The following is a 21,674-nucleotide window of genomic DNA, read 5'->3' as shown; positions in this document are numbered from 1 at the left end:
TGCTATCGTTCGCGTCAACGGTGGGCGGCCAGAACCGCACGCGCGCTCACCATGGCCGCTCGGGATCCCCGGGTGGCCGCCTGAAGACATGCCAAGTTCGTCAGGTACGTTACGTCCTGATCGTGACGATTCCCCCGGCGGAGTGAACGCCGGCCGGGAGAACCGGAAGGAGCCCACAGGTGGGCAGGCTGGTGCTGGCCGAGGGTGACAAGTTCGCACCCCCCGGAGTCAAGGACTTTTTCCTCCCGCCGATCTTCGGCGAAGTCACCAAGCCGATGGTGTTGATGGTCCTGTCCATCGTCATCGTCTCGGCGTTCTTCCTGATCACCTCGCGCAACCTCAAGATCGTCCCGAGCCGCTGGCAGTTCGCCGCGGAGTCGGTGTACGACTTCGGCCGCAACAACATCGCGCGCGACCAGATCGGTTCGAAGGAGTTCAAGCCCTTCGTACCCCTGATTCTCACGCTGTTCACCTTCATCCTGGTGAACAACCTGTTCGGGATCATCCCGATCATCCAGTTCCCGACGATGTCGCGCATCGGGTTCCCGCTCGCGCTCGCGCTGCTGGTGGTCTACCCGGTCTACCACTTCGTCGGCATCAAGAAGTTCGGCTTCGGCCGCTACCTGAAGAACCAGCTGCTGCCGCCCGGGGTCCCCAAGCCGGTCTACATCCTGCTGACCCCGATCGAGCTGTTCCTGAAGTTCTTCATGGACCCGATCACGCTGGCGATCCGGGTGTTCGCCGCGATGTTCGCCGGTCACCTCATCCTGCTGGTGTTCACCCTGGGTGGTGAGTACCTGCTGCTGCACGCCGCCGCGCCGCTCAAGCCGGTGTCGTTGGTCGCCTGGGCGATGGCCATCGCGATGACCTTCCTCGAGGCCTTCATCCAGGTCCTGCAGGCCTACATCTTCGCGCTGCTCGCCGCGAGCTTCATCGGTCGCGCGCTCGCCGAAGACCACTAGGGAAACTCAAGCCCCCGATCCGCGGGTGCCCGCGGACCGAGTTGGAAAGGGATACACAAGTGAGCAGTGTTCTCCTCGCTCAGGAAGTCGCGACGACCGCGGGCATCAACCCGGGTCTCGCCGCCATCGGCTACGGCCTCGGCGCGATCGGCCCCGGCATCGGCGTGGGTCTGATCTGGGCCGCGGTCATCAACGGCACCGCCCGCCAGCCGGAGGCCCAGGGCAAGCTCATGGGCATCGCCTGGACGACCTTCGTGCTCGTCGAGGTCCTCGCGCTGATCGGCCTGGTCGTCTACTTCATCGCCTCCGGCGGCTGATCCAGCTAGCCCTTCGTCTGTTAGGGAGTCGATGTGGTGAAGTCAGCCGCAGTGCTTTTCCTCGCCGAGGACAAGCCAAGCCCGGTCATGCCGCACATGGCCGAGGTCATCCTCGGTCTGGTGGCCTTCCTGCTGCTGCTGTTCGTGATCTCGAAGTTCGTCGCGCCCCGGTTCGAGAAGCTCTACACCGAGCGGACCGAGAAGATCCAGGGCGGGATCGAGAAGGCCGAGGCCGCGCAGAAGGAAGCCGAAGCCGCGCTGCAGCAGTACAAGGCGCAGCTGGCTGAGGCGCGGGCGGAGTCGGCGCGCATCCGCGACGACGCCAGGGCCGAGGCCGAGCAGATCAAGGAAGAGCTGCGCGCCCAGGCGCAGGCCGAGTCCGCGCGGATCGTCGCGCAGGGCCAGGCCCAGCTGGAGGCCCAGCGGGCCCAGATCGTCGCCGAGCTGCGCGCCGAACTGGGGCGCCAGGCCGTCGAGCTGGCCAGCCGCATCGTGGGTGAGTCCCTGGAGGACGAGGCCCGCCGCCGCGGCACGGTCGACCGGTTCCTGGCCGACCTCGACACGGTCTCCGCACCGGCGAAGCGCTAGGGGACGTCCGCGATGACCTCAACTGTGACCACCGCGCTGCACGCCGCCAGCCGGGAGGCCCTCGCGGCCGTCGAGCTGACCCTGCTCGACGTGCTGGAGGCCACCCCGGCGGGCGCGGCGGCGCTGGGCGGCGAGCTGTTCGCCGTCGTCGGGCTGCTCGACCGCGAGGTCGGCCTGCGCCGCACGCTGGCCGACTCCTCGACCGCCCCGAGTGCCAGGGCCCGCCTGGTCACCGAGCTGCTCACCGGCAAGGTGTCCGCGGACACCGTCACGGTGCTCACCACCGCGGCCTCGGCCCGCTGGTCGAGCCCCCGTGAGCTGGTCGACGGCCTGGAGTCGCTCGCGGTCACCGCCCTGCTGGTCGGGGCCGAGCGCGCGGGACGCCTCGACTCCGTCGAGGACGAGCTGTTCCGGCTCGGCCGGATCCTGGCCGACCACGGCGAGCTCGAGCAGGTGCTCAGCAACCGCACCGGTGACCCGGTCGGCAAGCTCGAGCTCATCCGCGGTCTGATCGGGTCCAAGGTGGACGCCACGACCGAGACCCTGGTGCAGAACCTGGTCGGCCGCCCCCGCGGTCGCCAGTTGGTGTCGGGTTTGGAGGCGCTGGCCGCCGAGGCGGCGAAGCGCCGGGAGCGCTCGGTGGCGCACGTGGTCTCCGCGGGCGCGCTCTCCGCCGAGCAGCAGGAGCGCCTGTCGGCGACCCTGCAGCGGATCTACTCGCGGCCCATCGCGCTGCACCTGGAGATCGACCCCACCATCGGTGGCGGTCTGGTCGTCCGGGTCGGCGACGAGGTCATCGACGGCAGCACCTCAGGACGGCTCGACGCGCTGCGTCGTCGGTTCTCCTGACCCCAACTTCCCCCGAAGCAACGAAGTGAGAGCAGGAACTTTCATGGCGGAGCTGACGATCTCGTCGGACGAGATCCGCAGTGCGATCGAAAACTACGTCTCCAGCTACTCCCCGGACGTCAACCGGGAAGAGGTCGGAACGGTTTCCGACACCGGCGACGGCATCGCCCACGTGGAGGGCCTGCCCTCGGCCATGGCCAACGAGCTGCTGGAGTTCCCCGGCGGCATCGTCGGCGTGGCGCTGAACCTCGACGCGCGCGAGCTCGGTGTGGCCATCCTCGGTGACTACGACAAGATCGAGGAGGGCCAGGAGGTCAAGCGGACCGGCAAGGTCCTCTCGGTCCCCGTCGGCGACGCGTTCCTCGGCCGGGTCATCGACCCGCTGGGCAACCCGATCGACGGCCTCGGCGACATCGCGGCCTCCGGTGAGCGCGTGCTGGAGCTGCAGGCGGCCACCGTGGTGCAGCGCCAGCCGGTCGAGGAGCCGCTGCAGACCGGCATCAAGGCCATCGACTCGATGACCCCGATCGGCCGCGGCCAGCGCCAGCTGATCATCGGCGACCGCAAGACCGGCAAGACCGCGGTCTGCGTCGACACGATCATCAACCAGAAGAAGGCCTGGGACACCGGCGACCCGAAGCAGCAGGTCCGCTGCATCTACGTCGCGGTCGGCCAGAAGGGCTCCACCATCGCGGGCGTCAAGACCGCGCTGGAGGACGCAGGCGCGCTGGAGTACACCACCATCGTCGCCGCCCCGGCTTCGGACTCCGCTGGCTTCAAGTGGCTGGCCCCCTACACCGGCTCGGCCATCGGCCAGGACTGGATGTACCAGGGCAAGCACGTCCTGATCATCTTCGACGACCTGACCAAGCAGGCCGAGGCCTACCGCGCGATCTCGCTGCTGCTGCGCCGCCCGCCGGGCCGCGAGGCCTACCCCGGCGACGTCTTCTACTTGCACTCCCGCCTGCTGGAGCGCTGCGCGAAGCTCTCCGACGAGCTCGGTGGCGGCTCGATGACCGGTCTGCCGATCATCGAGACCAAGGCGAACGACATCTCCGCCTACATCCCCACCAACGTCATCTCCATCACCGACGGCCAGTGCTTCCTGGAGTCGGACCTGTTCAACGCCGGTCAGCGCCCGGCGGTCAACGTCGGTACCTCCGTCTCCCGGGTGGGTGGCGCCGCGCAGACCAAGGCGATGAAGTCGATCTCCGGCACCCTGCGCCTCGAGCTGGCCCAGTTCCGCGAGCTGGAGGCGTTCGCGGCCTTCGCCTCCGACCTGGACGCCACCTCGAAGGCGCAGCTGGAGCGCGGCACCCGGATGATGGAGCTGCTCAAGCAGGGCCAGTACCAGCCGCTGCCGGTCGAGGAGCAGATCGTCTCGATCTACGTCGGCACCAAGGGCTTCCTTGACTCCCTCGCCGTGGCCGACGTGCGCCGCTTCGAGTCGGAGCTGCACGAGCACCTGCGCCACCGGCACGCCGGTGTGCTGGAGGAGATCCGGATCTCCGGCAAGTTCTCCCCGGAGAACGAGGAGCGCCTCGTCGCCGCCGTCACCGCGTTCAAGGACTCGTTCACCGCGGGCTCCGGCTCGGTGACCGACGCCCCGGCCAGCGCGCTCGACGCCAACGAGGTGGGCCAGGAGACCGTCAAGGTCAACAAGTCCGCCCCGGCGGAGTAGGCGGACCGCCATGGCACAGCTTCGCGAGATCCGGCAGCGGATCAAGTCGGCCCAGTCGTTCAAGAAGATCTTCAAGGCGCAGGAGCTGATCGCGACCTCGCGGATCAGCAAGGCGCAGGCCAGGGTGGCCGCGGCCAAGCCGTACGCCGATGAGATCACCTCGGTGCTCACCGCGTTGGCGACCGGCGCGACCACGCTCGACTCGCCCCTGCTGACCCCGCGCGAGAAGTACCGGCGCGCGGCGGTGCTCGTGGTGACCTCGGACCGCGGACTGTGCGGTGGCTACAACGCCAACGCGCTGCGGCGGGCCGAGGAACTGGTCACGCTGCTGCGTGAGCAGGGCAAGCAGCCGGTGGTCTACGTCATCGGCCGCAAGGGGCTCAACTTCTACAAGTTCCGCCAGCGGGACGTGAAGGCGAGCTGGACCGGCTTCTCCGAGCGGCCCTCCTACACCGACGCGGTCGCCGCCAGCGAGGCGCTCATCCAGGCCTTCCTGCACGGCGCCGACGACGTCGAGGACAAGCCCGGCGTGGACGGGGTGCTCGGCGTCGACGAGTTGCACATCGTCTACACCGAGTTCAACTCGATGCTCTCGCAGAAGCCGGTCGCGGTGCGCATCGCCCCGCTGGAGATCGAGTACATCGAGACCCCGGTGGGCCTGACCTCGTCCTACGAGTTCGAGCCGAGCGCGGAGACGCTGCTGGGCAACCTGCTCCCGAAGTACATCAACACCCGCATCTTCGCGGCACTGCTGGAGTCGGCCGCGTCCGAGTCCGCTGCCCGCCGCACGGCGATGAAGTCCGCCACGGACAACGCCGACGAGCTCGTCAAGAGCTTCACCCGTGTCGCCAACCAGGTCCGCCAGGCGCAGATCACCCAGGAGATCAGCGAGATCGTCGGTGGCGTCGAGGCGCTCGCTGCCGCAGGAAGTGATGACTAATGACTGCCATTCAGGAACCAGGCACCAAGAACGCGGTCGGTCGCGTCGTCCGGGTGATCGGCCCCGTCGTCGACGTGGAGTTCCCGCGCGGCGCGGTGCCCGAGCTCTACAACGCGCTCAAGGTCGAGGTCGAGCTCGAGTCGCTGCGCAAGACCATCACCCTCGAGGTCGCCCAGCACCTGGGTGACAACCTGGTGCGCTGCATCTCCATGGCGCCCCAGGACGGCCTGGTGCGCGGCGCGCCGGTCACCGACACCGGCGAGGCCATCTCGGTGCCGGTCGGCGACGCGGTCAAGGGCCACGTGTTCAACGCCCTCGGCGAGTGCCTGGACAAGCCGGGCCACGCCGCGGACGCCGAGCGCTGGCGCATCCACCGCCGCCCCCCGGCCTTCGACCAGCTCGAGGGCAAGACCAAGGTCCTCGAGACCGGCGTGAAGGTCATCGACCTGCTCACCCCGTACGTCGAGGGCGGCAAGATCGGTCTGTTCGGCGGCGCGGGCGTCGGCAAGACGGTGCTCATCCAGGAGATGATCACCCGTATCGCCCGCAACTTCGGTGGCACCTCGGTGTTCGCCGGTGTGGGTGAGCGCACCCGCGAGGGCACCGACCTCTTCCTCGAGATGGAGGAGATGGGCGTTCTCCCCGACACCGCGCTGGTGTTCGGCCAGATGGACGAGCCGCCGGGCACCCGCATGCGCGTCGCCCTGTCCGCGCTGACCATGGCGGAGTACTTCCGCGATGTGCAGAACCAGGACGTGCTGCTGTTCATCGACAACATCTTCCGGTTCACCCAGGCCGGTTCCGAGGTGTCGACCCTGCTGGGCCGCATGCCTTCGGCCGTGGGTTACCAGCCGACGCTGGCCGACGAGATGGGCGAGCTGCAGGAGCGCATCACCTCGACGCGCGGTCGCTCGATCACCTCGATGCAGGCGATCTACGTGCCCGCCGACGACTACACCGACCCGGCCCCGGCGACCACCTTCGCCCACCTGGACGCGACGACGGAGCTCTCCCGTCCGATCTCCCAGAAGGGCATCTACCCGGCGGTCGACCCGCTGACCTCGTCCTCCCGCATCCTCGACCCGGCCGTGGTCGGCGACGAGCACTACCGGGTGGCGCAGGAGGTCAAGCGGATCCTGCAGAAGTACAAGGAGCTGCAGGACATCATCGCCATCCTCGGCATGGACGAGCTGTCCGAAGAGGACAAGGTGACGGTGAACCGGGCCCGGCGCATCGAGCGCTTCCTGTCCCAGAACTTCTTCGTCGCGCAGAAGTTCACCGGCGAGGAGGGCTCGTTCGTCAAGGTGTCCGACACCATCGAGGCGTTCGACCGCGTCGCCAAGGGCGAGTACGACCACGTGCCGGAGCAGGCCTTCCTCTCCATCGGTGGTCTCGACGACCTGGAGCGCAAGTACCAGGCGCTCACCAAGAAGTGAGCTAGACCAAGCGAAACGGCCCGGTGTCCTCAAGGGACACCGGGCCGTTCGTCGTTCTGGTCACTGCCGCAGCAGGCTGTGCAGTTCTGTGTGGCCTTCGGGGGTGGTCAGTTGCACCGTCGTCGCGGTCGGGGGGAGGATCGCGGCGTCGGTGCCCGCGTCAATCCAGTCGCTCAGGGTGGTGCCGTTCTGGGTCTGGTAGCTCAGCTTCATCCCCGGTGCGGCGGCGAGGTAGCCCGATTCACCGGGCAGGACACAGGCACCGACGAAGCCGCCGTCGCGCCGCACCAGCTCGCAGGCCACCCAGCGGGTGATGGCGCCCGCCGCGTCGCGTTCGGCCAGGAACAGGTGGCTCATGATGAAGGTGTCCACCACTTCCACCACCACCACACTGCCCCCGGTCGGTCGGTCGGCGATGAACTGGGCCCCGGTCGGTGAGACACCCGCCAGCGGGTCGAGCAGTCCCGCCGCCGTGAGGGTTTCGTGGATGTTGTCGCCCAGCGGGGGAGCCGTGCTGCCGCCCACCCGGTAGACGTCGGCGGGCCCGGTGCGCAGGAGGCCCTCCGGGACCGGCTTGGCCTGCCGGTCGGTCCCCAGCGACCACCGCGTGCCGGGCAGCATCGTCAGGGCCTGGTCGCGCCCGGCTTTCGCCGGGTCGCCGGTGACGACGCGGATCTCCTCCGGTGGTGTGCGGTCAGGGGCTTGCCCCAGCCAGACCCCCTCGTTCTCGACCATCGGTGTCCACTGGCGCCCGGGCTTGCCCGTGGCGAATATGTACGTCCACCCGGGCGAGAGGCTCAGGTCATCGGCGCCCATCGCGATGATGTCGCGGTTGAACGGGCCGTAGATGAACGCGAATCCCCGCTTCGGCGTGCTGTAAGGCTGGGGGAAGGAGTTCACGAGGACGGGTTTGGTCCCGACCAGCAGGCCGACCACGCTGCGCTCTACGGTGCGCAGGTCGATCACCTGCCCGTCCTGGTCGTGCCCGATGCCTTCCGCGGGCTCCACCTTCTGCGCCACTACCGCGATCTTGCCGCCCTCGGTGGTGCCTGCCCAGTAGACGTGCGGTTTGTCGAGGCGGGCGCTGCCGGGTTCGTTGGGCATGCCCGCGTCGAAGGCCTTCACGGCGGCGTCGAGGTAGGCCTGGTCACCTGCCAGGTCGCCGCGGGTCCGGGCGGTCAGCATCGGGTTGGTCGCCGTGGTGATCCCCGGTGCGGCGTCGTTGTCGCTGATGACGTCCGCTGTGGCCAGGCCCGCCGCCGCGACGACGACGGCCATCGTCGCGGCCAGGGTGACCCGTCGGCGGGTTCTGCGCCGTCTGCCGCCGCGTAGGACGTCGACCGCGAAACCCGGCCGGGTGTCGAGGCCGTCGGTGGCCGCACGCAGCACGTGGGCCAGTTCTGCCGTGTCCATCTCAACCCCTCGTCATGTCGTGTTCGGTGAGCAGTTCGCGCAGTCGCGCGACGCCCCTGGCCGTCTGGCTCTTGACCGTCCCCGGCGACACCCCCAGTGCCGCCGCGGTGTCGGCCTCCGACAGGTCGTCGAAGAAGCGCAGCACCAGTACCGCCCGCATCCGCGCAGGCAGCGCCCCCAGGGCCCTGGCCACCCGGTCCCGGTCGACCACCGCGCCCTCGTGCCCGCCGATACCCGGCTCACCGGCCCGCTCCAGCGGCGCCTCGGCCACCCGGCGGGACCGCGTCCGCCACCGGTTGGCAGAGGCGTTGGCCAGCGCGGCCCGCACGTAGGGCTCCAGGTCGCCGCGGATCCGGCGGTGCTTGCCGTAGACCCGTTCCAGGACGTCCTGGAGCAGGTCTTCGGCGGCGGCCCGGTCACCGGCGCAGAGCAGGTACGCGGTGCGCAGCAGTGCGGTGGACCGGTGCGCGACGAAGTCGGCGAACTCGCTGTCCGGTCTGATCGTGCTCACCCCCTGTGTTCAACTGTTGTTCCGCCCGTTCTGACACCGGGCTGGCTGGGGTGGTTGTCAGGGTGCCGACTAGACTGGCGGACAACCGCGAGCTGTGAGGAGATACGCGTGGCTGAGATGTCGGTCCAACTGGTCGCCGTGGAACGACGCCTGTGGTCGGGCACCGGCACCTTCGTCGTCGCGCAGACCACCGAGGGCGAGATCGGGATCATGCCCGGTCACGAGCCGGTGCTGGGGCAGCTCGTGCACGGCGGCGTCGTGAAGATCGAGACCACCGACGGCGAGACGATCGTGGCCGCGGTCTACGGCGGTTTCCTCTCGGTCACCGCAGACGCGGTCAGCATCCTCGCCGAGTCCGCCGAGCTCTCCCACGAGATCGACGTCGACAAGGCCCGCGCCGAGCTGACCACCCAGGACCCCGAGCAGCGCGACCGAGCGGCGGCCAGCCTCCGCGCCGCGGGCCAGTCCGCCTGATGTCGGCCTAGCGGGCAGGGGAGCGGCCGTGGACGTGAGCTTGCTCGTCGTCGCGCTCTTGGCCGTCATCCTGCTCGTGCTGCTGTTGTTGGTGAGCCGCCGCGTCCGCCTACTGCGGGCGGGCGGCATCCACGTAGCCCTCCGCACCCGCGTCGACGAGTCCGGCAAGGGCTGGGCCTGGGGCGTAGGCCGCTACCACGGCGACGAGTTCGCCTGGTTCCGCGCGATCAGCCTGCGGGCTGGTCCCGACCAGGTGCTCCGCCGGGAGGGCCTGGAAATCGCCGCCCGCCGCGAACCAGACCACGGCGAGACGCCGAACCTGCCCGCGGGCTCCCGGGTGCTCCGGTTCGAGCCGCCTGGTGGTTTGCCGCCGGTGGAGGTGGCGATGGGCCCGGACGCGTTGACGGGCTTCCTGTCGTGGATGGAGAGCGCCCCTCCCGGTAGCCGCCTCCCGTGGGCTAGCTGACCGCCTGCAGCCGTAGCAAATGTGGACCGCTGGTCCTTTGCTCTTGGGCCTTGATGGCCGCAGTCTGCCAAGGGTCGGCCGCAGTAGGACCTCCGACCTGCCTGCGGGCTCCCGGGTACTCCGGTTCGAGCCGCCTGGTGGTCTGCCGCCGGTGGGGTGGCGATGGGTCCGGACGCGTTGATGGGGTTCCTGTCGCGGATGGAGAGCGCGCCGCCTGGTATCCGTCTCCCGTGGGCTAGCTGACCGCTGGTAGCCGGAGCACCACTGCGGCAGGACCCTCGTGGAATCGACTGAACACGATCGCCGAATGTCCACGCTTTCCGCCGCCAATGTGCGGAGTCTTCGCGGCCTCCAGTTTGATACGCCACCCGTATGAGCCGCACTTCTCTGTGTGACGGACAGCGGCATCGTTGTTACCGTGAGTGTCTGGACAGTTGCTGCTGCCCATGAGCGCGGGGGCGCATCGAGCAGACGGACGGGGTGGTGGACGTGCCGGATCGGCGGGAGTTCATGGGGTTACTGGCCAAGGTCGCGATGGGCGCGGCGGTCACGGGGGCCGACATCGCCTTGCTGGCGAATCCGGCGGTGGCGACACCTGCTCCGAACCGCGTCGGGGAGACCGAGGTGGGGCAACTGCGTGCTCTCACGCGGATGTTGTGGGCCCAAGAGCGGCAGTTGGGCGGCGGTGCGGTGCGAGAGGCGGTGATCGGGCAGCTCGGCTGGGCGCATGGGCTGTTGAACGCCGTGCGCAGCGACCAGGTTGAAGCACAGCTCCGCTCAGTTCTCGCGGATCTTCTCGCTCTCGCGGGCCGGGCATCGCATGATGTGGGGCTGTCGGGGGCGGCCTTGCGCTACCTCGGCCAATCCGTGGTTGTGGCGCAGGAGGCGGAAGATCCAGCAAGAGCCGCTTTGGCGCTCGGCCAAATCGGCAGGGTCTACAGCCAGGGTGGGGATGGGCGGCAGGCGCAGGACTCGATCGGATTGGGGTTGGTGGCCGCCGAACGTGTCCGCTCCGGTGGGCTCACCTCGTTGCTCCTGTGCAGCCAGGCGCGTGTCTATGCAGAATCCCGGGATCCGCAGAAAGCGGTCGAGTTCCTCTCGCGTGCCGAGGATGCCGTGTCCCAGGGCTCAGTAGCCGATCCCAGTGGCTTCGACGAGAACCTGCTGGCCAGTGAGCGTGGCCGGGTTCTGACCATCCTCACCGTCCACGACCGCCGCTATGCCACCGACGCGATCGACACCTTGACCGCGTCCACGCGGCGCACCGATCCCGCCCGCACCAAACGCCTCGCGTTCGGGCTCACCGAGCTGGCCACCTGTCACCTGCGCGGTGGCGACCGGGACACCGGTACCCGTTTGGGTCACCAGGTCGTCGACATGGCCGCCACCATCCGCTCGAACCGACTCGCCGAGCACCTCAAGCTCCTGCGCACAACCGCCCCGCCGGAGCTCGCGCAGCGGATCTAGCGCTCGCCGCCCGGTTTCCAGAGCACGTCCCCGCCCGGGTTCGCCACCCGCGACAGCACGAACAGCAGGTCCGACAACCGGTTCAGGTACTTGGCCGCCAACACGTTCGTCGTTTCCGGCTCGGCCTCCACCAGCGCCCACGCCCCCCGCTCAGCCCGCCGTGTCACAGTCCGGGCCGTGTGCAGCAGGGCCGCGCCTGGCGTGCCCCCGGGCAGGATGAACGAGGTCAGCTTGCCGACGCGGTCGTTGAACGAGTCGATTTCGCCTTCCAGGCGGGTCACGTACTCCTCGGTGATCCGCAGCGGCGGGTACGGCGGGTCCGGGACGATCGGGGTGCACAGGTCCGCGCCGACGTCGAACAGGTCGTTCTGGACGGTGCCCAGGACCCCGGCGATGTCCTCTGGCAGGCCGCCGAGGGCCAGGGCGACGCCGATGGCCGAGTTGGCCTCGTCGACGTCGGCGTAGGCGGTGAGGCGGGGGGAGGTCTTGCTGACACGGGTGCCGTCGCCGAGGGCGGTGGTGCCGTTGTCGCCGACCTTGGTGTAGACGCGGTTGATGCGGACCGACATGGGACCCAGCCTAGACCGCCCCGGATGTCCGGGATGCGGACAGCACAAGGCATCATTGCGCCCGTGACAGAGCACTTCCAGGTTCGCGGCGGGGCCCGGCTCGTCGGCGAGGTCGAGGTCGTCGGCGCCAAGAACAGCGTGCTCAAGCTGATGGCGGCCGCCCTGCTCGCCGAGGGCACCACCACCCTCACCAACTGCCCGGAGATCCTCGACGTCCCGCTGATGGGCGACGTGCTGCGCAGCCTCGGCTGCACCGTCGACATCGACGGCGACCTCGTGCGGATCACCACCCCCGCCGAGCTCAACCACCGCGCCGACTCCGCGTCCATGGGCAAGCTGCGCGCCTCGGTGTGCGTGCTCGGTCCGCTGGTCGGCCGGTTGAAGCACGCCGTGGTCGCGCTGCCCGGCGGTGACGCGATCGGGTCGCGGCCGCTGGACATGCACCAGAACGGGTTGCGCCAGCTCGGCGCCAGCAGCGAGATCGAGCACGGCTGCGTCGTGGCCAAGGCCGACGCCCTGCGCGGGGCGCAGATCTGGCTGGACTTCCCGAGCGTCGGCGCGACCGAGAACATCCTGATGGCCGCCGTGCTGGCCGAGGGCACCACGGTGATCGACAACGCCGCGCGCGAGCCGGAGATCGTCGACCTGTGCCTGATGCTGCAGCAGATGGGCGCGAAGGTCGAGGGCGCGGGCACCTCCACCCTCACCGTGCACGGCGTCAGCGAGCTCACCCCGACCGAGCACCGCGTGGTCGGCGACCGCATCGTCGGCGCCACCTGGGCCTTCGCCGCCGCGATGACCTGCGGCGACATCACCGTCAAGGGCGTCAACCCGCACCACCTGGACCTCGTGCTGGAGAAGCTGCGCACGGCGGGCGCCGAGGTCACCACGTTCGACGACGGCTTCCGGGTCCAGCAGGACGCCCGCGCGACCGCGGTCGACTTCATGACGCTGCCCTACCCGGGGTTCGCCACCGACCTGCAGCCGTTCGCCATCGCGCTCAGCGCGGTCGCCGACGGCACCTCGATGATCACCGAGAACCTGTTCGAGGCCCGGTTCCGGTTCGTCGAGGAGATGATCCGGTTGGGGGCCGACGCGCGCACGGACGGTCACCACGCGGTGGTGCGGGGGGTGCCCCGGCTCTCCAGCGCGCCGGTGTGGGCGTCCGACATCCGGGCGGGGGTGGGCCTGGTCCTGGCGGGGTTGTGCGCCGACGGGGTGACCGAAGTGTGGGATGTGTTCCACATCGACCGCGGCTATCCCAAGTTCGTGGAGAACATGCAGCGCCTGGGTGCGGACGTGCGGCGGGTGCTGGGCGAGCCGACGCGGGCCTGACTCACCCGTTTGGCCCAGGCAGGCCCTCCGGTCCCACCGGGTGACGCGGTCCGAACAGCGGTCCACGGGCATGGGGTGTCCGAGTACAACAAGGACCACCTGTGCGACCAACGGAAGAGGTCCTGATGCGTGTTCGGCGCGGAGTAGGTGTGTGCGCGGTGGCTGCTGCCACCGTGACGGGTGCTCTGCTGGTGCCCACGGCCGCGGCGGCGACGCCCGGCCGCGAGCTGCCCAAGGTTCCGGTGGCCAAGGGGTACGGGGGCGCGGTCGTCTCCGACACCGTGCAGTCCACCCAGGCCGGTCTGGACGTACTGCGCCGCGGTGGCACCGCTGCGGACGCGGCGGTCGCCGTGGCGGCGGTGCTCGGGGTGACCGACCCCAACATGGCCGGGATCGGTGGTGGCGGCTACCTCGTCTACTACGACGCGAAGTCCGGCAAGGTGTCCACCATCGACGGTCGCGAGACGACGCCCGCGGCCGGTGACGCGAACCTGTTCATCAACCCGGCCACCGGTCAGCCGTACGCCTTCGCCGACGCGGTGACCAGTGGCCTGTCGGTCGGCACGCCGGGCAACCTGGCGCTGTGGGAGCGGGCGCTGCAGCGGTGGGGCAAGTACGACCTAGAGGACGCGTTGCAGCCCGCGATCCGCGTCGCCGAGCGGGGTTTCCCGGTGACGCCGCAGCTGCGCAAGGAGATCGAACAGAACCAGCCGCGCTTTAAGCAGTTCAGCTCCACCGCGGCGCTGTACCTGCCCGGTGGTGCGCCGCCCGCTGTGGGCTCCACGCTGCGCAACCCGGATCTGGCTAAGACCTACCGCGAGATCGCCCGCAACGGCACGCGCGCCTTCTACGGCGGGTCCGTTGGCCGCGACGTCGCCAACGCCGCGCAGAACCCGCCTCTTGCGTCGGACGCGACGATCACGCCGCCCAAGGGCAAGCTCACGGTGGGAGACCTGCGCTCTTACCGCACTCTGGACCAGGCTCCTACGCACGTCCGGTACCGCGATGTGGACGTGTACGGGATGGCGCCTTCTTCCTCGGGTGGCACCACTGTCGGTGAGTCGCTCAACATCCTTGAGCGGTTCGATCTTAAGAAGGCTCCGCGCGACCAGGCGCTGCACTTCTACCTAGAGGCCACCAAGCTCGCCTACGCAGACCGTGGCCGGTACGTCGGTGACCCCAAGTTCGTCAACGTGCCCACCGCGCAGCTGCTGTCGGACTCTTACGCCGCCATCCGCGCGTGCCGCATCGACCCGATCCGGGCCACCCCGGCGCCGGTGGCCCCGGGCAACCCGCTCAACCCCGGTGACTGCACCCCGCCGCCGCCCTCGGCCACGCCGACCAGCGAGAACGAGGTGCACACGAACCACTTCGTGGTCGCCGACGCGCGCGGCAACGTGGTGACCTACACCAACACCCTGGAGCAGGTCGGCGGCAGCGGCATCGTCGTCCCGGGCCGCGGGTTCCTGCTCAACAACGAGCTGACCGACTTCAACTTCACCCCGACGCAGGGCACCGCGCCCGACCCGAACCTGGCCGCCGCGGGCAAGCGCCCCCGCTCCAGCATGTCGCCGACCATCGTCCTCAAGGACGGCAAGCCGTGGCTGGCCCTGGGCTCCCCGGGCGGCTCCACGATCATCACCACCGTCCTGCAGATCATCGTCAACCGCGTCGACTTCGGCCTCTCCCTCCCCGACGCCGTCGCGGCCCCCCGCGCCACCCAGCGCAACACGCCCTCGGTGACCGCTGAACCGGCCTTCATCACCGGCAACCCGCTCCTGGCCCGCTACGGCCACACCTTCACCGAACAAGCCGAGATCGGCGCCGCAGCCACCCTCGAGTTCACCGACCACGGCCAAATCCTCGCCGTAGGCGAACCCACCCGCCGCAGCGGCACGTCCGCAGGCGTAGTGCGCCCCGCCCGGTAGTCCTCACCAGCCAACGGGCCGCCCCCTGCTTCGGGGGCGGCCCGTTGTCGTGTTCAGGAGCCCAGGAGCACGTCTATCGCCACCCGCTCGTCCGCCGGGAAGACCAGGATGCGGTAGGCGTCGCCGTCGTCGGTGGGGACGGTGGTGGATTTGACGCCCGCGGCGCGGAGTTGGGCTTCTACGGCTTTGGCAGCGGTGGGTGTGGGGGCCTTGGCGACCTGGCGGAGGAGGCCGTAGTCGGGGTGGCGGTCGGGGGAGTGGAAGGCCCAGCGCAGGACCAGCCCGAGCAGCCCGATGACGAGCAGGGCGACCAGCAGCAGGTACGGGGCGGGCAGATCCATGTCCCCATCATCGCGCGTGTGAGCAAGTCCACGCGCCAAGGCGGTTACCGGCCAGTACGCTCAGGCGAAAGTGAACGGAGGTTAACCGGTGCCGTATCCCTCTGATCGCGAGCGCGACCGGCCGTGGGTCATGCGGACCTACGCGGGCCACTCCTCCGCCGCCAAGTCCAACGAGCTCTATAGGCGCAACCTGGCCAAGGGGCAGACCGGTCTCTCGGTCGCCTTCGACCTGCCTACGCAGACCGGGTACGACCCCGACCACGAGCTCGCCCGGGGCGAGGTCGGCAAGGTCGGCGTCCCGGTCAGCCACCTCGGTGACATGCGGACCCTCTTCGACGGGATCCCGCTCGGCGCCGCGAACACCTCTATGACCATCAACGCCACAGCGATGTGGCTGCTCGCCCTCTACGTCACCGTCGCCCAGGAGCAGGCTGAGGCCGAGGGCACCGACTGGCACGACGTCGTAGTGAAGCTCACCGGCACTACGCAGAACGACATCATCAAGGAGTACCTCTCCCGGGGCACCTACGTCTTCCCGCCGGGCCCTAGCCTGCGCCTGATCACGGACATGGTGGCCTTCACCGTCGCCAACGTGCCGAAGTGGAACCCCATCAACATCTGCAGCTACCACCTGCAGGAGGTTGGGGCGACCCCGGTGCAAGAGGTCGCGTACTCGATGTGCACCGCGATCGCGGTTCTTGACGCGGTGCGCGATTCGGGCCAGGTGCCGCAAGAGGAGTTCGGCGACGTCGTCGCGCGGATCTCATTCTTCGTCAACGCGGGTGTGCGGTTCATCGAAGAGATGTGCAAGATGCGCGCCTTCACCGACCTCTGGGACGAGATCTGCCGCGACCGCTATGGCATCACCAACCCCAAGCAGCGCCGGTTCCGCTATGGCGTCCAGGTCAACTCCCTAGGGCTCACTGAGGCGCAGCCGGAGAACAACGTCCAGCGGATCGTGCTGGAGATGCTCGCGGTGTCGTTGTCGCGTAAGGCGCGGGCGCGCGCGATCCAGCTGCCCGCGTGGAACGAGGCGTTGGGCCTACCGCGCCCGTGGGACCAGCAGTGGGCGCTGCGCATGCAGCAGGTGCTCGCCTTCGAGACGGACCTACTGGAGTACGAGGACATCTTCGACGGCTCTCCCGTCATCCAGGCGAAGGTGGACGAGATCCTTGAGGGTGCGCGCGCTGAGATCGACCGCGTGCAGGCCATGGGTGGCGCTGTCGCTGCTGTCGAGAGCGGTTACATGAAGACCCAGATGGTCGGCTCTCTTGCCGAGAGGCGTCGCCGCATTGAGGTTGGCGAAGAGGTGATCGTTGGCGTCAACCGGTTCGACACCACCGAGCCGAGCCCACTGCAAGCCGAGGGCGCTAAGGCCATCGAAACCGTTGACCCTGTCGCGGAGCGTGAGGCCGTTGCTGCCATCGCGGCCTGGCGTGCTTCCCGCGACGACGCGGCCGTGCAGGACTCGCTGGACGTCCTATGCGCGGCAGCGAAGACAGACGCCAACCTGATGGCAGCGACGCTCTCCTGCGCTAGGGCGGGCGTCACGACCGGAGAGTGGGCGGCCGCACTACGCGAGGTCTTCGGCGAGTACCGCGCCCCGACCGGTGTCTCCGGTGCTTCCGCTGCGGGAGAAGCGGGCGCCGAGTTGGCGAAGGTTCGCGAGTCGGTGAAGGCCACCGGTGAGGAACTGGGGGAGCGGCTGCGCATGCTGGTCGGCAAGCCCGGCCTCGACGGGCACTCCAACGGCGCCGAGCAGATCGCCGTGCGTGCCCGCGACACCGGCTTCGAGGTTGTCTACCAAGGCATCCGGCTCACCGCGGACCAGATCGTCTCCGCTGCCGTCCAAGAGGGCGTGCACGTGGTGGGGTTGTCGATCCTGTCCGGTTCGCACCTAGAGGCCGTGCCCGCGGTCGTCGAAGGACTACGAGCCGCGGGCGCGGGTGACATCCCGGTGGTGGTAGGCGGGATCATCCCGCCCGAGGACGCCGCGACCCTGCTCGCAGGCGGGGTCGCGCGGGTCTTCACGCCGAAGGACTACGAGATGACCCAGATCATGGCCGAGATCGTGCGGGTAGTGCGAGAGGCCCACGACCTCCCGGCCTAGCCGAGCAGCGTCAGCACCTCTTGCGTGCTGCTGATCGTGGCGAACCCGCCGCCGTGGAGGTTGGTGGCGGTCGCCCGGCTCAGCTCGTCGGCGGTCTGCACGCTGCCGTCGGGGCCGGTGAGGTCGAAGGTGTAGGTCGCGTCCAACGCCACGTGCACCTCGTAGCCCAGGTTGCCGCCGACCCGCGCGGTGGTCTCAACGCACATGTTGGTCTGGATACCCGCCAACACGATCCGCGTGATGCCCTTCCCGGTGAGCCACCCGTGGAGGTCGACCGCGCCGTGGAAGGCGGAGTTGACGTGCTTGGTGAACATAAGATCCGGCTCGGCGCCCTCTAGTTCCGGTTTGAACCGCGCGCCCTCGGTCCCCTGCTCTAGAGGCGAGTTCTCGATAAGAGAGTCGTGCCGCACCAGGACGAGCGGTTGTCCAGCCGCCGACCAAGCGTCGAGCAGGGTCTTGATGTTGCCCTCGGCGGCGGGGTTGTTGCGGTTGCCCAGGCGCGGGTCGTCGAAGCCGCGCTGGACGTCGATCAGGATGAGTGCGGTCATGGGGACAACCGTGCCGGGTCCGCGCGTCGATCGGGAGGTGCAGGAAAGGCGCGATGCGATACTTTCCTGCCATGCGCACGATCGGCGTCCTCCTGCTGCCGGGCACCCGGGTGTTCGACTTCGCCGTCGTCACCGAGGTCTGGTCGGTCGACCGCACCCCGCACGAGGTCGGCCCGTTCGAGGTCCGGCTCTGCGGCCCCACCACCCGCCCGGTCGGCCTGCACCCGGCGGGCTCGGTGACGCCGTCGCACGGCCTCACGGGGCTCACGGGCTGCGATCTGGTCGTCGTCCTGGGTCGGGCCGACCCGGAGGCCGACGTGCCCGCCACGGTCCGCGTAGCCCTGCGAGCGGTCCACGCCAGCGGGGTGACCGTCGCCGCTCTCTGCTCCGGCGCCTTCACCTTGGCCGCAGCCGGCCTGCTCGACGGTCGCCGCGCCACGACCCACTGGGCGCTCCTGGACGACCTGGCCAGCGCCTACCCGGACACGCTCGTCGAGCGGGACGTCCTCTACACCGAGCACGATGGCCTACTGACCTCCGCCGGAGTCGTAGGCGGACTCGACCTGTGCCTGCACCTCGTGCGCCGCGACCTAGGTATCCGCGTCGCCAACACCCTCGCTCGCAGGCTGGTCATGCCCGCGGTCCGGCAAGGCGGCCAGGCGCAGTACGTGGACGCTCCTGTCCCCATCCGCCCTGACCGCGGTGACATCGCTAGCACCGTCGACTGGGCTCTATCGGCGTTGGGCGACCCCATCGGAGTCCCCGAGTTCGCCGCGCGCACCCAGATGAGCCCTCGCGCCTTCCACCGCGCGTTCGTCGCCGCAGTGGGCGACACACCGGGCCGCTGGCTCTTACTCCAACGCCTCAGGTTGGCCCAACTGCTGCTGGAGACGACGACTCTGTCCGTCGAGCGCGTGGCCGCCCGTAGTGGCCTCGGCACGTCCGCCAACCTGCGCCGCCGCATGCGCGCCGAATTCGGCACAACGCCATCGACCTACCGACGTACTTTCGCCTCTTAGCCCTGCCGCGCTGTGGGGCTCTCCGCCTCGGCGATCCGTTCGCGGAGGCGGTCGCGGATCTCGTCCGGCGTGTAGGCGCGGCGCTGGCGTTCAGACCGGGCGATGACCGCGCCGGTGGCGGCGACGCCTACCAGCCCGGCGAGGCCCAGGAACTTCCAAACGTGTCGCATGGCCCGAGGTTACCTAGGGTTTGAGCCATGGGCTCTCTCACGCTCGACGAGGCGGTGGCGGCTACCCGCACAGGCGACCTGTGGCTCTTCCGCGGCCGCACGCCCGCTGACCGCGCGATCCAGACCTTGACCAACTCCCCGGTGAACCACGTAGGCCTCGCCGTGGTCCTCGACGACATGCCGCCGCTGATGTGGCACGCCGAGCTGGGCCGCTCCCTCCCAGACCGCTGGACCGGCACACACCAACGCGGGGTGCAGCTCCACGACCTAAGAGACGCCGTCGTCGTGTGGGCCACCAAGTACGGGCAGAAGGCTTGGCTGAGGCAGCTGCCGGAGCCGGTCAGCCGCGAACAGGAAGACGCCGTCTTGCGCACCATCGCGCGCCTGGATGGCACCCCGTTCCCCTCCACCGCCCGACTCGCGGGCCGGTGGGCCAAGGGCCGCGTACCGCGTCTGCGATGGCAGAAGCCACGCCCTGTGGAGCTGGAGAGCGCCTACTGCGCCGAGGTCGTCGCGGTCACCATGGAAGCCATGGGCCTACTTCCCGCAGGTGAACGGCCACACGCCTACGACCCCGGCCGCTTCTGGAGCGGCGACGGCATGGACCTACCGCACGGTGGCGAGATCGCTGTGGATGTGCCGCGCTAGTTGACGAGACCGGCCTCTTGCGCGAGAACCGCCGCCTGCACCCGAGAGCGGAGGTCGAGCTTGGTGAGGACCCGGGATACATGTGTCTTCACCGTGGCCTCCCCGATCCCCAGCCGCCGCGCGATCTGCTGGTTCGACAGCCCCTCGCCCACGCAGACCAAGACCTCGGACTCGCGGTCGGTCAGCTGGTCCAAACCCGGCGGCGGCACTGCCTCGCGTGGTTGAGCCGCCGCGAACGCGTGGATAAGACGCCGGGTGACGCTTGGCTCGATCACAGCGTCCCCAGCTGCCACTACACGGATCGCGTCGAGCAGTCGTGGTGCGTCCACGGACTTCAACAGGAACCCAGCGGCACCCGCTCGGAGCGCCCCGTAGACGTAAGAGTCCATGTCAAAGGTCGTCAGCACCAGCACCGCACACACGCCAGCGGACACAAGGCGACGCGTGGCCTCTATGCCGTCGACCTCGGGCATGCGGACATCCATAAGCACCACATCCGGCCTAAGAGCCGTCGCCTTGCGAACCGCGGCCGCGCCATCCCCAGCCTCTGCGACCACCTCCATGTCCGGCGCGCTGTCGAGGATCATGCCCAGGCCGGTGCGGATCGCGGCGTGGTCATCGGCCAGTAGGACCCTGATCGTCACTCTTCCTCCACCGGGAGCTCTGCACGCACGCGCCACCCACCGTCCACCGGACCCGCTACAAGGCTCCCGCGGACCGCTTCAGCGCGTTCTGACATCCCCAACAGCCCAGTCCCCGCGGGATTGGCGGCCGCGGCTGGCTTGTCACTGACCACTTCGACTACGAGGGCCCCCGGCGTGCGAACGATGCGCAGTTGAACGGAAGCCCCAGGTGCGTGCTTGATGGCGTTGGTCAAAGACTCCTGCACGATCCGGTACGCGGACAGGTCCACTGCCGCCGGGAGGTCCTCTATGTCCTCGACCTCGACTTCGACACTTAGCCCCGCCGCGTGCGCGGACCGAACGAGCCTGTCGAACTCGCGCAGCCGGGCAGGCGAGGTGAACGCCTCTTGGCCATCCTGCGATCGCAATAGGCCGATCATCGCGCGCATCTCGGTCAACGACGACACGCTGTTCTCGCGCACCGACCGCAGCACCATCCTGGTCCGCTCCGGGTCGCCGTCGCGCATGGTGAGCAGCGCCTCCGACTGGATCGCGATCGCCGACAGGTGCCCGGCGATGACGTCGTGCAGGTCGCGGGCCATGCTCGCCCGCTCCGCGTGCACCGCCGCGGCCCGGTCGAGCTCCGCGATCCGCGCCAGCTGGTCGGCCCTGGCCCGCTCGACGTCGGCGATCTCCCGCTGCCGCCGCACGTTGAGCGCCCACCACGCGGGCATCGCGGGCAGCGGGCAGGCGGCCAGGATGATCAGCAGCGCCACCCGCACCGAATCGGCCACCAGCAGCGCCGCCACGACCACCAGGCCGACGTAGCACCAGAGGATGACGATCACCGCGTTGCTGGCCCGCCGCGACCCGTACAGCACGGCGAGGTAGATCAGGTCGCCGAAGGCGAGGGCGATCGCCAGGGTCAGGCCCATCGCGATGTCGAGGCCCAGCAGCGGCAGGCCCACCGCCAGCGCCACCGCCGGTGCCCGGTGCTTGGCCAGCTGCAGCAGGCACAGCCCGCCCAGCACCGCGTACCGCACCCACATCGGCCACTTGAGCACCCCGGTGTCGGCCAGGTTCGGCGCGTCCACGGCGAAGAGGACGGCGCCGAGCAGGAAGACGAACACCACCTGCGCCAGCCGGGTGCCCCACGCTTTGACCACCGAGCCATCACAGCACACCCGCCGCGCGGCCGAGTCCGCCGAAGTGATGACCACCGGTCCGTTGTGGACGATCATGGCCGGACCACCGCCCCTGTCACGCACTGTCATTGGTC

General features: G+C 69.4%; 23 protein-coding genes. 15 read left to right on the top strand and 8 right to left on the bottom strand.

Going from position 1 to position 21,674, the window contains the following annotated elements:
• Positions 1-179 precede the first annotated feature (179 nt).
• Genes atpB through atpD form a run of 7 tightly spaced genes read left to right on the top strand, consistent with a single transcriptional unit; the run spans position 180 to position 6,773 of the window.
• On the top strand, positions 180-962 hold the full coding sequence (atpB, locus tag JOD54_RS33420; RefSeq protein WP_204455908.1) for a F0F1 ATP synthase subunit A: 783 nt from the start codon (positions 180-182) through the stop codon (positions 960-962).
• A gap of 59 nt (positions 963-1,021) precedes the next feature.
• The gene (locus tag JOD54_RS33415; RefSeq protein WP_307860482.1) at positions 1,022-1,279 is read left to right on the top strand and encodes an ATP synthase subunit C-like protein; all 258 of its coding nucleotides are present in this window, start codon (positions 1,022-1,024) and stop codon (positions 1,277-1,279) included.
• 33 nt (positions 1,280-1,312) lie between these two features.
• A complete protein-coding gene (locus JOD54_RS33410) occupies positions 1,313-1,867 on the top strand; it encodes a F0F1 ATP synthase subunit B (protein ID WP_204455907.1) in 555 nt (184 codons plus the stop codon).
• 12 nt (positions 1,868-1,879) lie between these two features.
• Positions 1,880-2,716, top strand: coding sequence for a F0F1 ATP synthase subunit delta (locus JOD54_RS33405; protein ID WP_204455906.1), 837 nt, complete (start codon positions 1,880-1,882; stop codon positions 2,714-2,716).
• Positions 2,717-2,759: 43 nt separating this feature from the next.
• Entirely contained in the window at positions 2,760-4,397 is a 1,638-nt protein-coding gene (gene atpA, locus JOD54_RS33400; RefSeq protein ID WP_204455905.1) for a F0F1 ATP synthase subunit alpha, read from the top strand.
• Between the two features lie 10 nt (positions 4,398-4,407).
• The gene (locus tag JOD54_RS33395) at positions 4,408-5,337 is read left to right on the top strand and encodes a F0F1 ATP synthase subunit gamma (RefSeq protein WP_204455904.1); all 930 of its coding nucleotides are present in this window, start codon (positions 4,408-4,410) and stop codon (positions 5,335-5,337) included.
• The gene (atpD, locus tag JOD54_RS33390) at positions 5,337-6,773 is read left to right on the top strand and encodes a F0F1 ATP synthase subunit beta (RefSeq protein WP_204455903.1); all 1,437 of its coding nucleotides are present in this window, start codon (positions 5,337-5,339) and stop codon (positions 6,771-6,773) included. Before JOD54_RS33395 ends, atpD begins: the two co-directional genes overlap by 1 nt.
• 60 nt (positions 6,774-6,833) lie before the next feature.
• Here atpD and JOD54_RS33385 read toward each other — a convergent pair whose 3' ends face one another.
• Positions 6,834-8,186, bottom strand: a complete 1,353-nt coding sequence (locus JOD54_RS33385) for a hypothetical protein (RefSeq protein ID WP_204455902.1) — start codon at positions 8,184-8,186, stop codon at positions 6,834-6,836.
• Between the two features lies 1 nt (position 8,187).
• Positions 8,188-8,697, bottom strand: coding sequence for a SigE family RNA polymerase sigma factor (locus JOD54_RS33380; protein ID WP_204455901.1), 510 nt, complete (start codon positions 8,695-8,697; stop codon positions 8,188-8,190).
• Between the two features lie 108 nt (positions 8,698-8,805).
• Here JOD54_RS33380 and JOD54_RS33375 point away from each other — a divergent pair, with 108 nt between their 5' ends.
• The 3 genes from JOD54_RS33375 (at position 8,806) to JOD54_RS33365 (ending at position 11,104) form a co-directional block, all read left to right on the top strand.
• Positions 8,806-9,171, top strand: coding sequence for a F0F1 ATP synthase subunit epsilon (locus JOD54_RS33375; RefSeq protein WP_204455900.1), 366 nt, complete (start codon positions 8,806-8,808; stop codon positions 9,169-9,171).
• A 28-nt stretch (positions 9,172-9,199) separates the two neighbouring features.
• Complete coding sequence (locus JOD54_RS33370; RefSeq protein WP_204455899.1) at positions 9,200-9,637, top strand: DUF2550 domain-containing protein; 438 nt, start codon at positions 9,200-9,202, stop codon at positions 9,635-9,637.
• Between the two features lie 483 nt (positions 9,638-10,120).
• Positions 10,121-11,104, top strand: coding sequence for an NsdA family TPR-like regulatory protein (locus JOD54_RS33365; RefSeq protein ID WP_204455898.1), 984 nt, complete (start codon positions 10,121-10,123; stop codon positions 11,102-11,104).
• Here JOD54_RS33365 and JOD54_RS33360 read toward each other — a convergent pair.
• Positions 11,101-11,673 carry a cob(I)yrinic acid a,c-diamide adenosyltransferase gene (locus JOD54_RS33360; RefSeq protein ID WP_204455897.1) on the bottom strand — a complete coding sequence of 191 codons (573 nt, stop codon included), beginning with the start codon at positions 11,671-11,673 and terminating at the stop codon, positions 11,101-11,103. The two genes, JOD54_RS33365 and JOD54_RS33360, sit on opposite strands and share 4 nt — an antisense overlap.
• Positions 11,674-11,736: 63 nt before the next feature.
• Here JOD54_RS33360 and murA point away from each other — a divergent pair, with 63 nt between their 5' ends.
• Together murA and ggt are read left to right on the top strand one after the other, a co-directional pair.
• The gene (gene murA, locus JOD54_RS33355; RefSeq protein ID WP_204455896.1) at positions 11,737-13,008 is read left to right on the top strand and encodes a UDP-N-acetylglucosamine 1-carboxyvinyltransferase; all 1,272 of its coding nucleotides are present in this window, start codon (positions 11,737-11,739) and stop codon (positions 13,006-13,008) included.
• A 125-nt stretch (positions 13,009-13,133) separates the two neighbouring features.
• Positions 13,134-14,936: a gamma-glutamyltransferase gene (ggt, locus tag JOD54_RS33350; RefSeq protein WP_204455895.1), complete on the top strand. Its 1,803-nt coding sequence runs from the start codon at positions 13,134-13,136 to the stop codon at positions 14,934-14,936.
• Between the two features lie 53 nt (positions 14,937-14,989).
• Here the strand turns inward: ggt and JOD54_RS33345 are convergent, their stop codons facing one another.
• On the bottom strand, positions 14,990-15,277 hold the full coding sequence (locus tag JOD54_RS33345) for a hypothetical protein (protein WP_204455894.1): 288 nt from the start codon (positions 15,275-15,277) through the stop codon (positions 14,990-14,992).
• Between the two features lie 88 nt (positions 15,278-15,365).
• Here JOD54_RS33345 and JOD54_RS33340 point away from each other — a divergent pair, with 88 nt between their 5' ends.
• A complete protein-coding gene (locus JOD54_RS33340) occupies positions 15,366-17,387 on the top strand; it encodes an ethylmalonyl-CoA mutase (protein WP_204455893.1) in 2,022 nt (673 codons plus the stop codon).
• Here the strand turns inward: JOD54_RS33340 and JOD54_RS33335 are convergent.
• On the bottom strand, positions 17,384-17,935 hold the full coding sequence (locus JOD54_RS33335) for a cysteine hydrolase family protein (protein WP_204455892.1): 552 nt from the start codon (positions 17,933-17,935) through the stop codon (positions 17,384-17,386). The genes JOD54_RS33340 and JOD54_RS33335 overlap by 4 nt on opposite strands.
• Positions 17,936-18,006: 71 nt before the next feature.
• Between JOD54_RS33335 and JOD54_RS33330 the strand changes: the two genes are divergently transcribed.
• Entirely contained in the window at positions 18,007-18,954 is a 948-nt protein-coding gene (locus JOD54_RS33330) for a GlxA family transcriptional regulator (protein WP_204455891.1), read from the top strand.
• Here the strand turns inward: JOD54_RS33330 and JOD54_RS33325 are convergent.
• Positions 18,951-19,124 carry a hypothetical protein gene (locus tag JOD54_RS33325; protein WP_204455890.1) on the bottom strand — a complete coding sequence of 58 codons (174 nt, stop codon included), beginning with the start codon at positions 19,122-19,124 and terminating at the stop codon, positions 18,951-18,953. The genes JOD54_RS33330 and JOD54_RS33325 overlap by 4 nt on opposite strands.
• A gap of 27 nt (positions 19,125-19,151) precedes the next feature.
• Between JOD54_RS33325 and JOD54_RS33320 the strand changes: the two genes are divergently transcribed.
• Positions 19,152-19,772 (top strand): hypothetical protein, encoded by a 621-nt coding sequence (locus JOD54_RS33320; RefSeq protein WP_204455889.1) that lies wholly within the window; start codon positions 19,152-19,154, stop codon positions 19,770-19,772.
• Here the strand turns inward: JOD54_RS33320 and JOD54_RS33315 are convergent.
• Together JOD54_RS33315 and JOD54_RS33310 are read right to left on the bottom strand one after the other, a co-directional pair.
• A complete protein-coding gene (locus tag JOD54_RS33315) occupies positions 19,769-20,416 on the bottom strand; it encodes a response regulator (RefSeq protein WP_204455888.1) in 648 nt (215 codons plus the stop codon). The genes JOD54_RS33320 and JOD54_RS33315 overlap by 4 nt on opposite strands.
• Positions 20,413-21,636: a sensor histidine kinase gene (locus tag JOD54_RS33310; protein ID WP_204455887.1), complete on the bottom strand. Its 1,224-nt coding sequence runs from the start codon at positions 21,634-21,636 to the stop codon at positions 20,413-20,415. The genes JOD54_RS33315 and JOD54_RS33310 overlap by 4 nt, the downstream gene beginning before the upstream one ends.
• Between the last annotated feature and the right edge of the window lie 38 nt (positions 21,637-21,674).

Origin of the sequence: Actinokineospora baliensis (assembly GCF_016907695.1) — a bacterium.
In the GTDB taxonomy this organism is placed as follows: domain Bacteria; phylum Actinomycetota; class Actinomycetes; order Mycobacteriales; family Pseudonocardiaceae; genus Actinokineospora; species Actinokineospora baliensis.
This window is presented reverse-complemented; position numbering and strand designations above follow the sequence as displayed.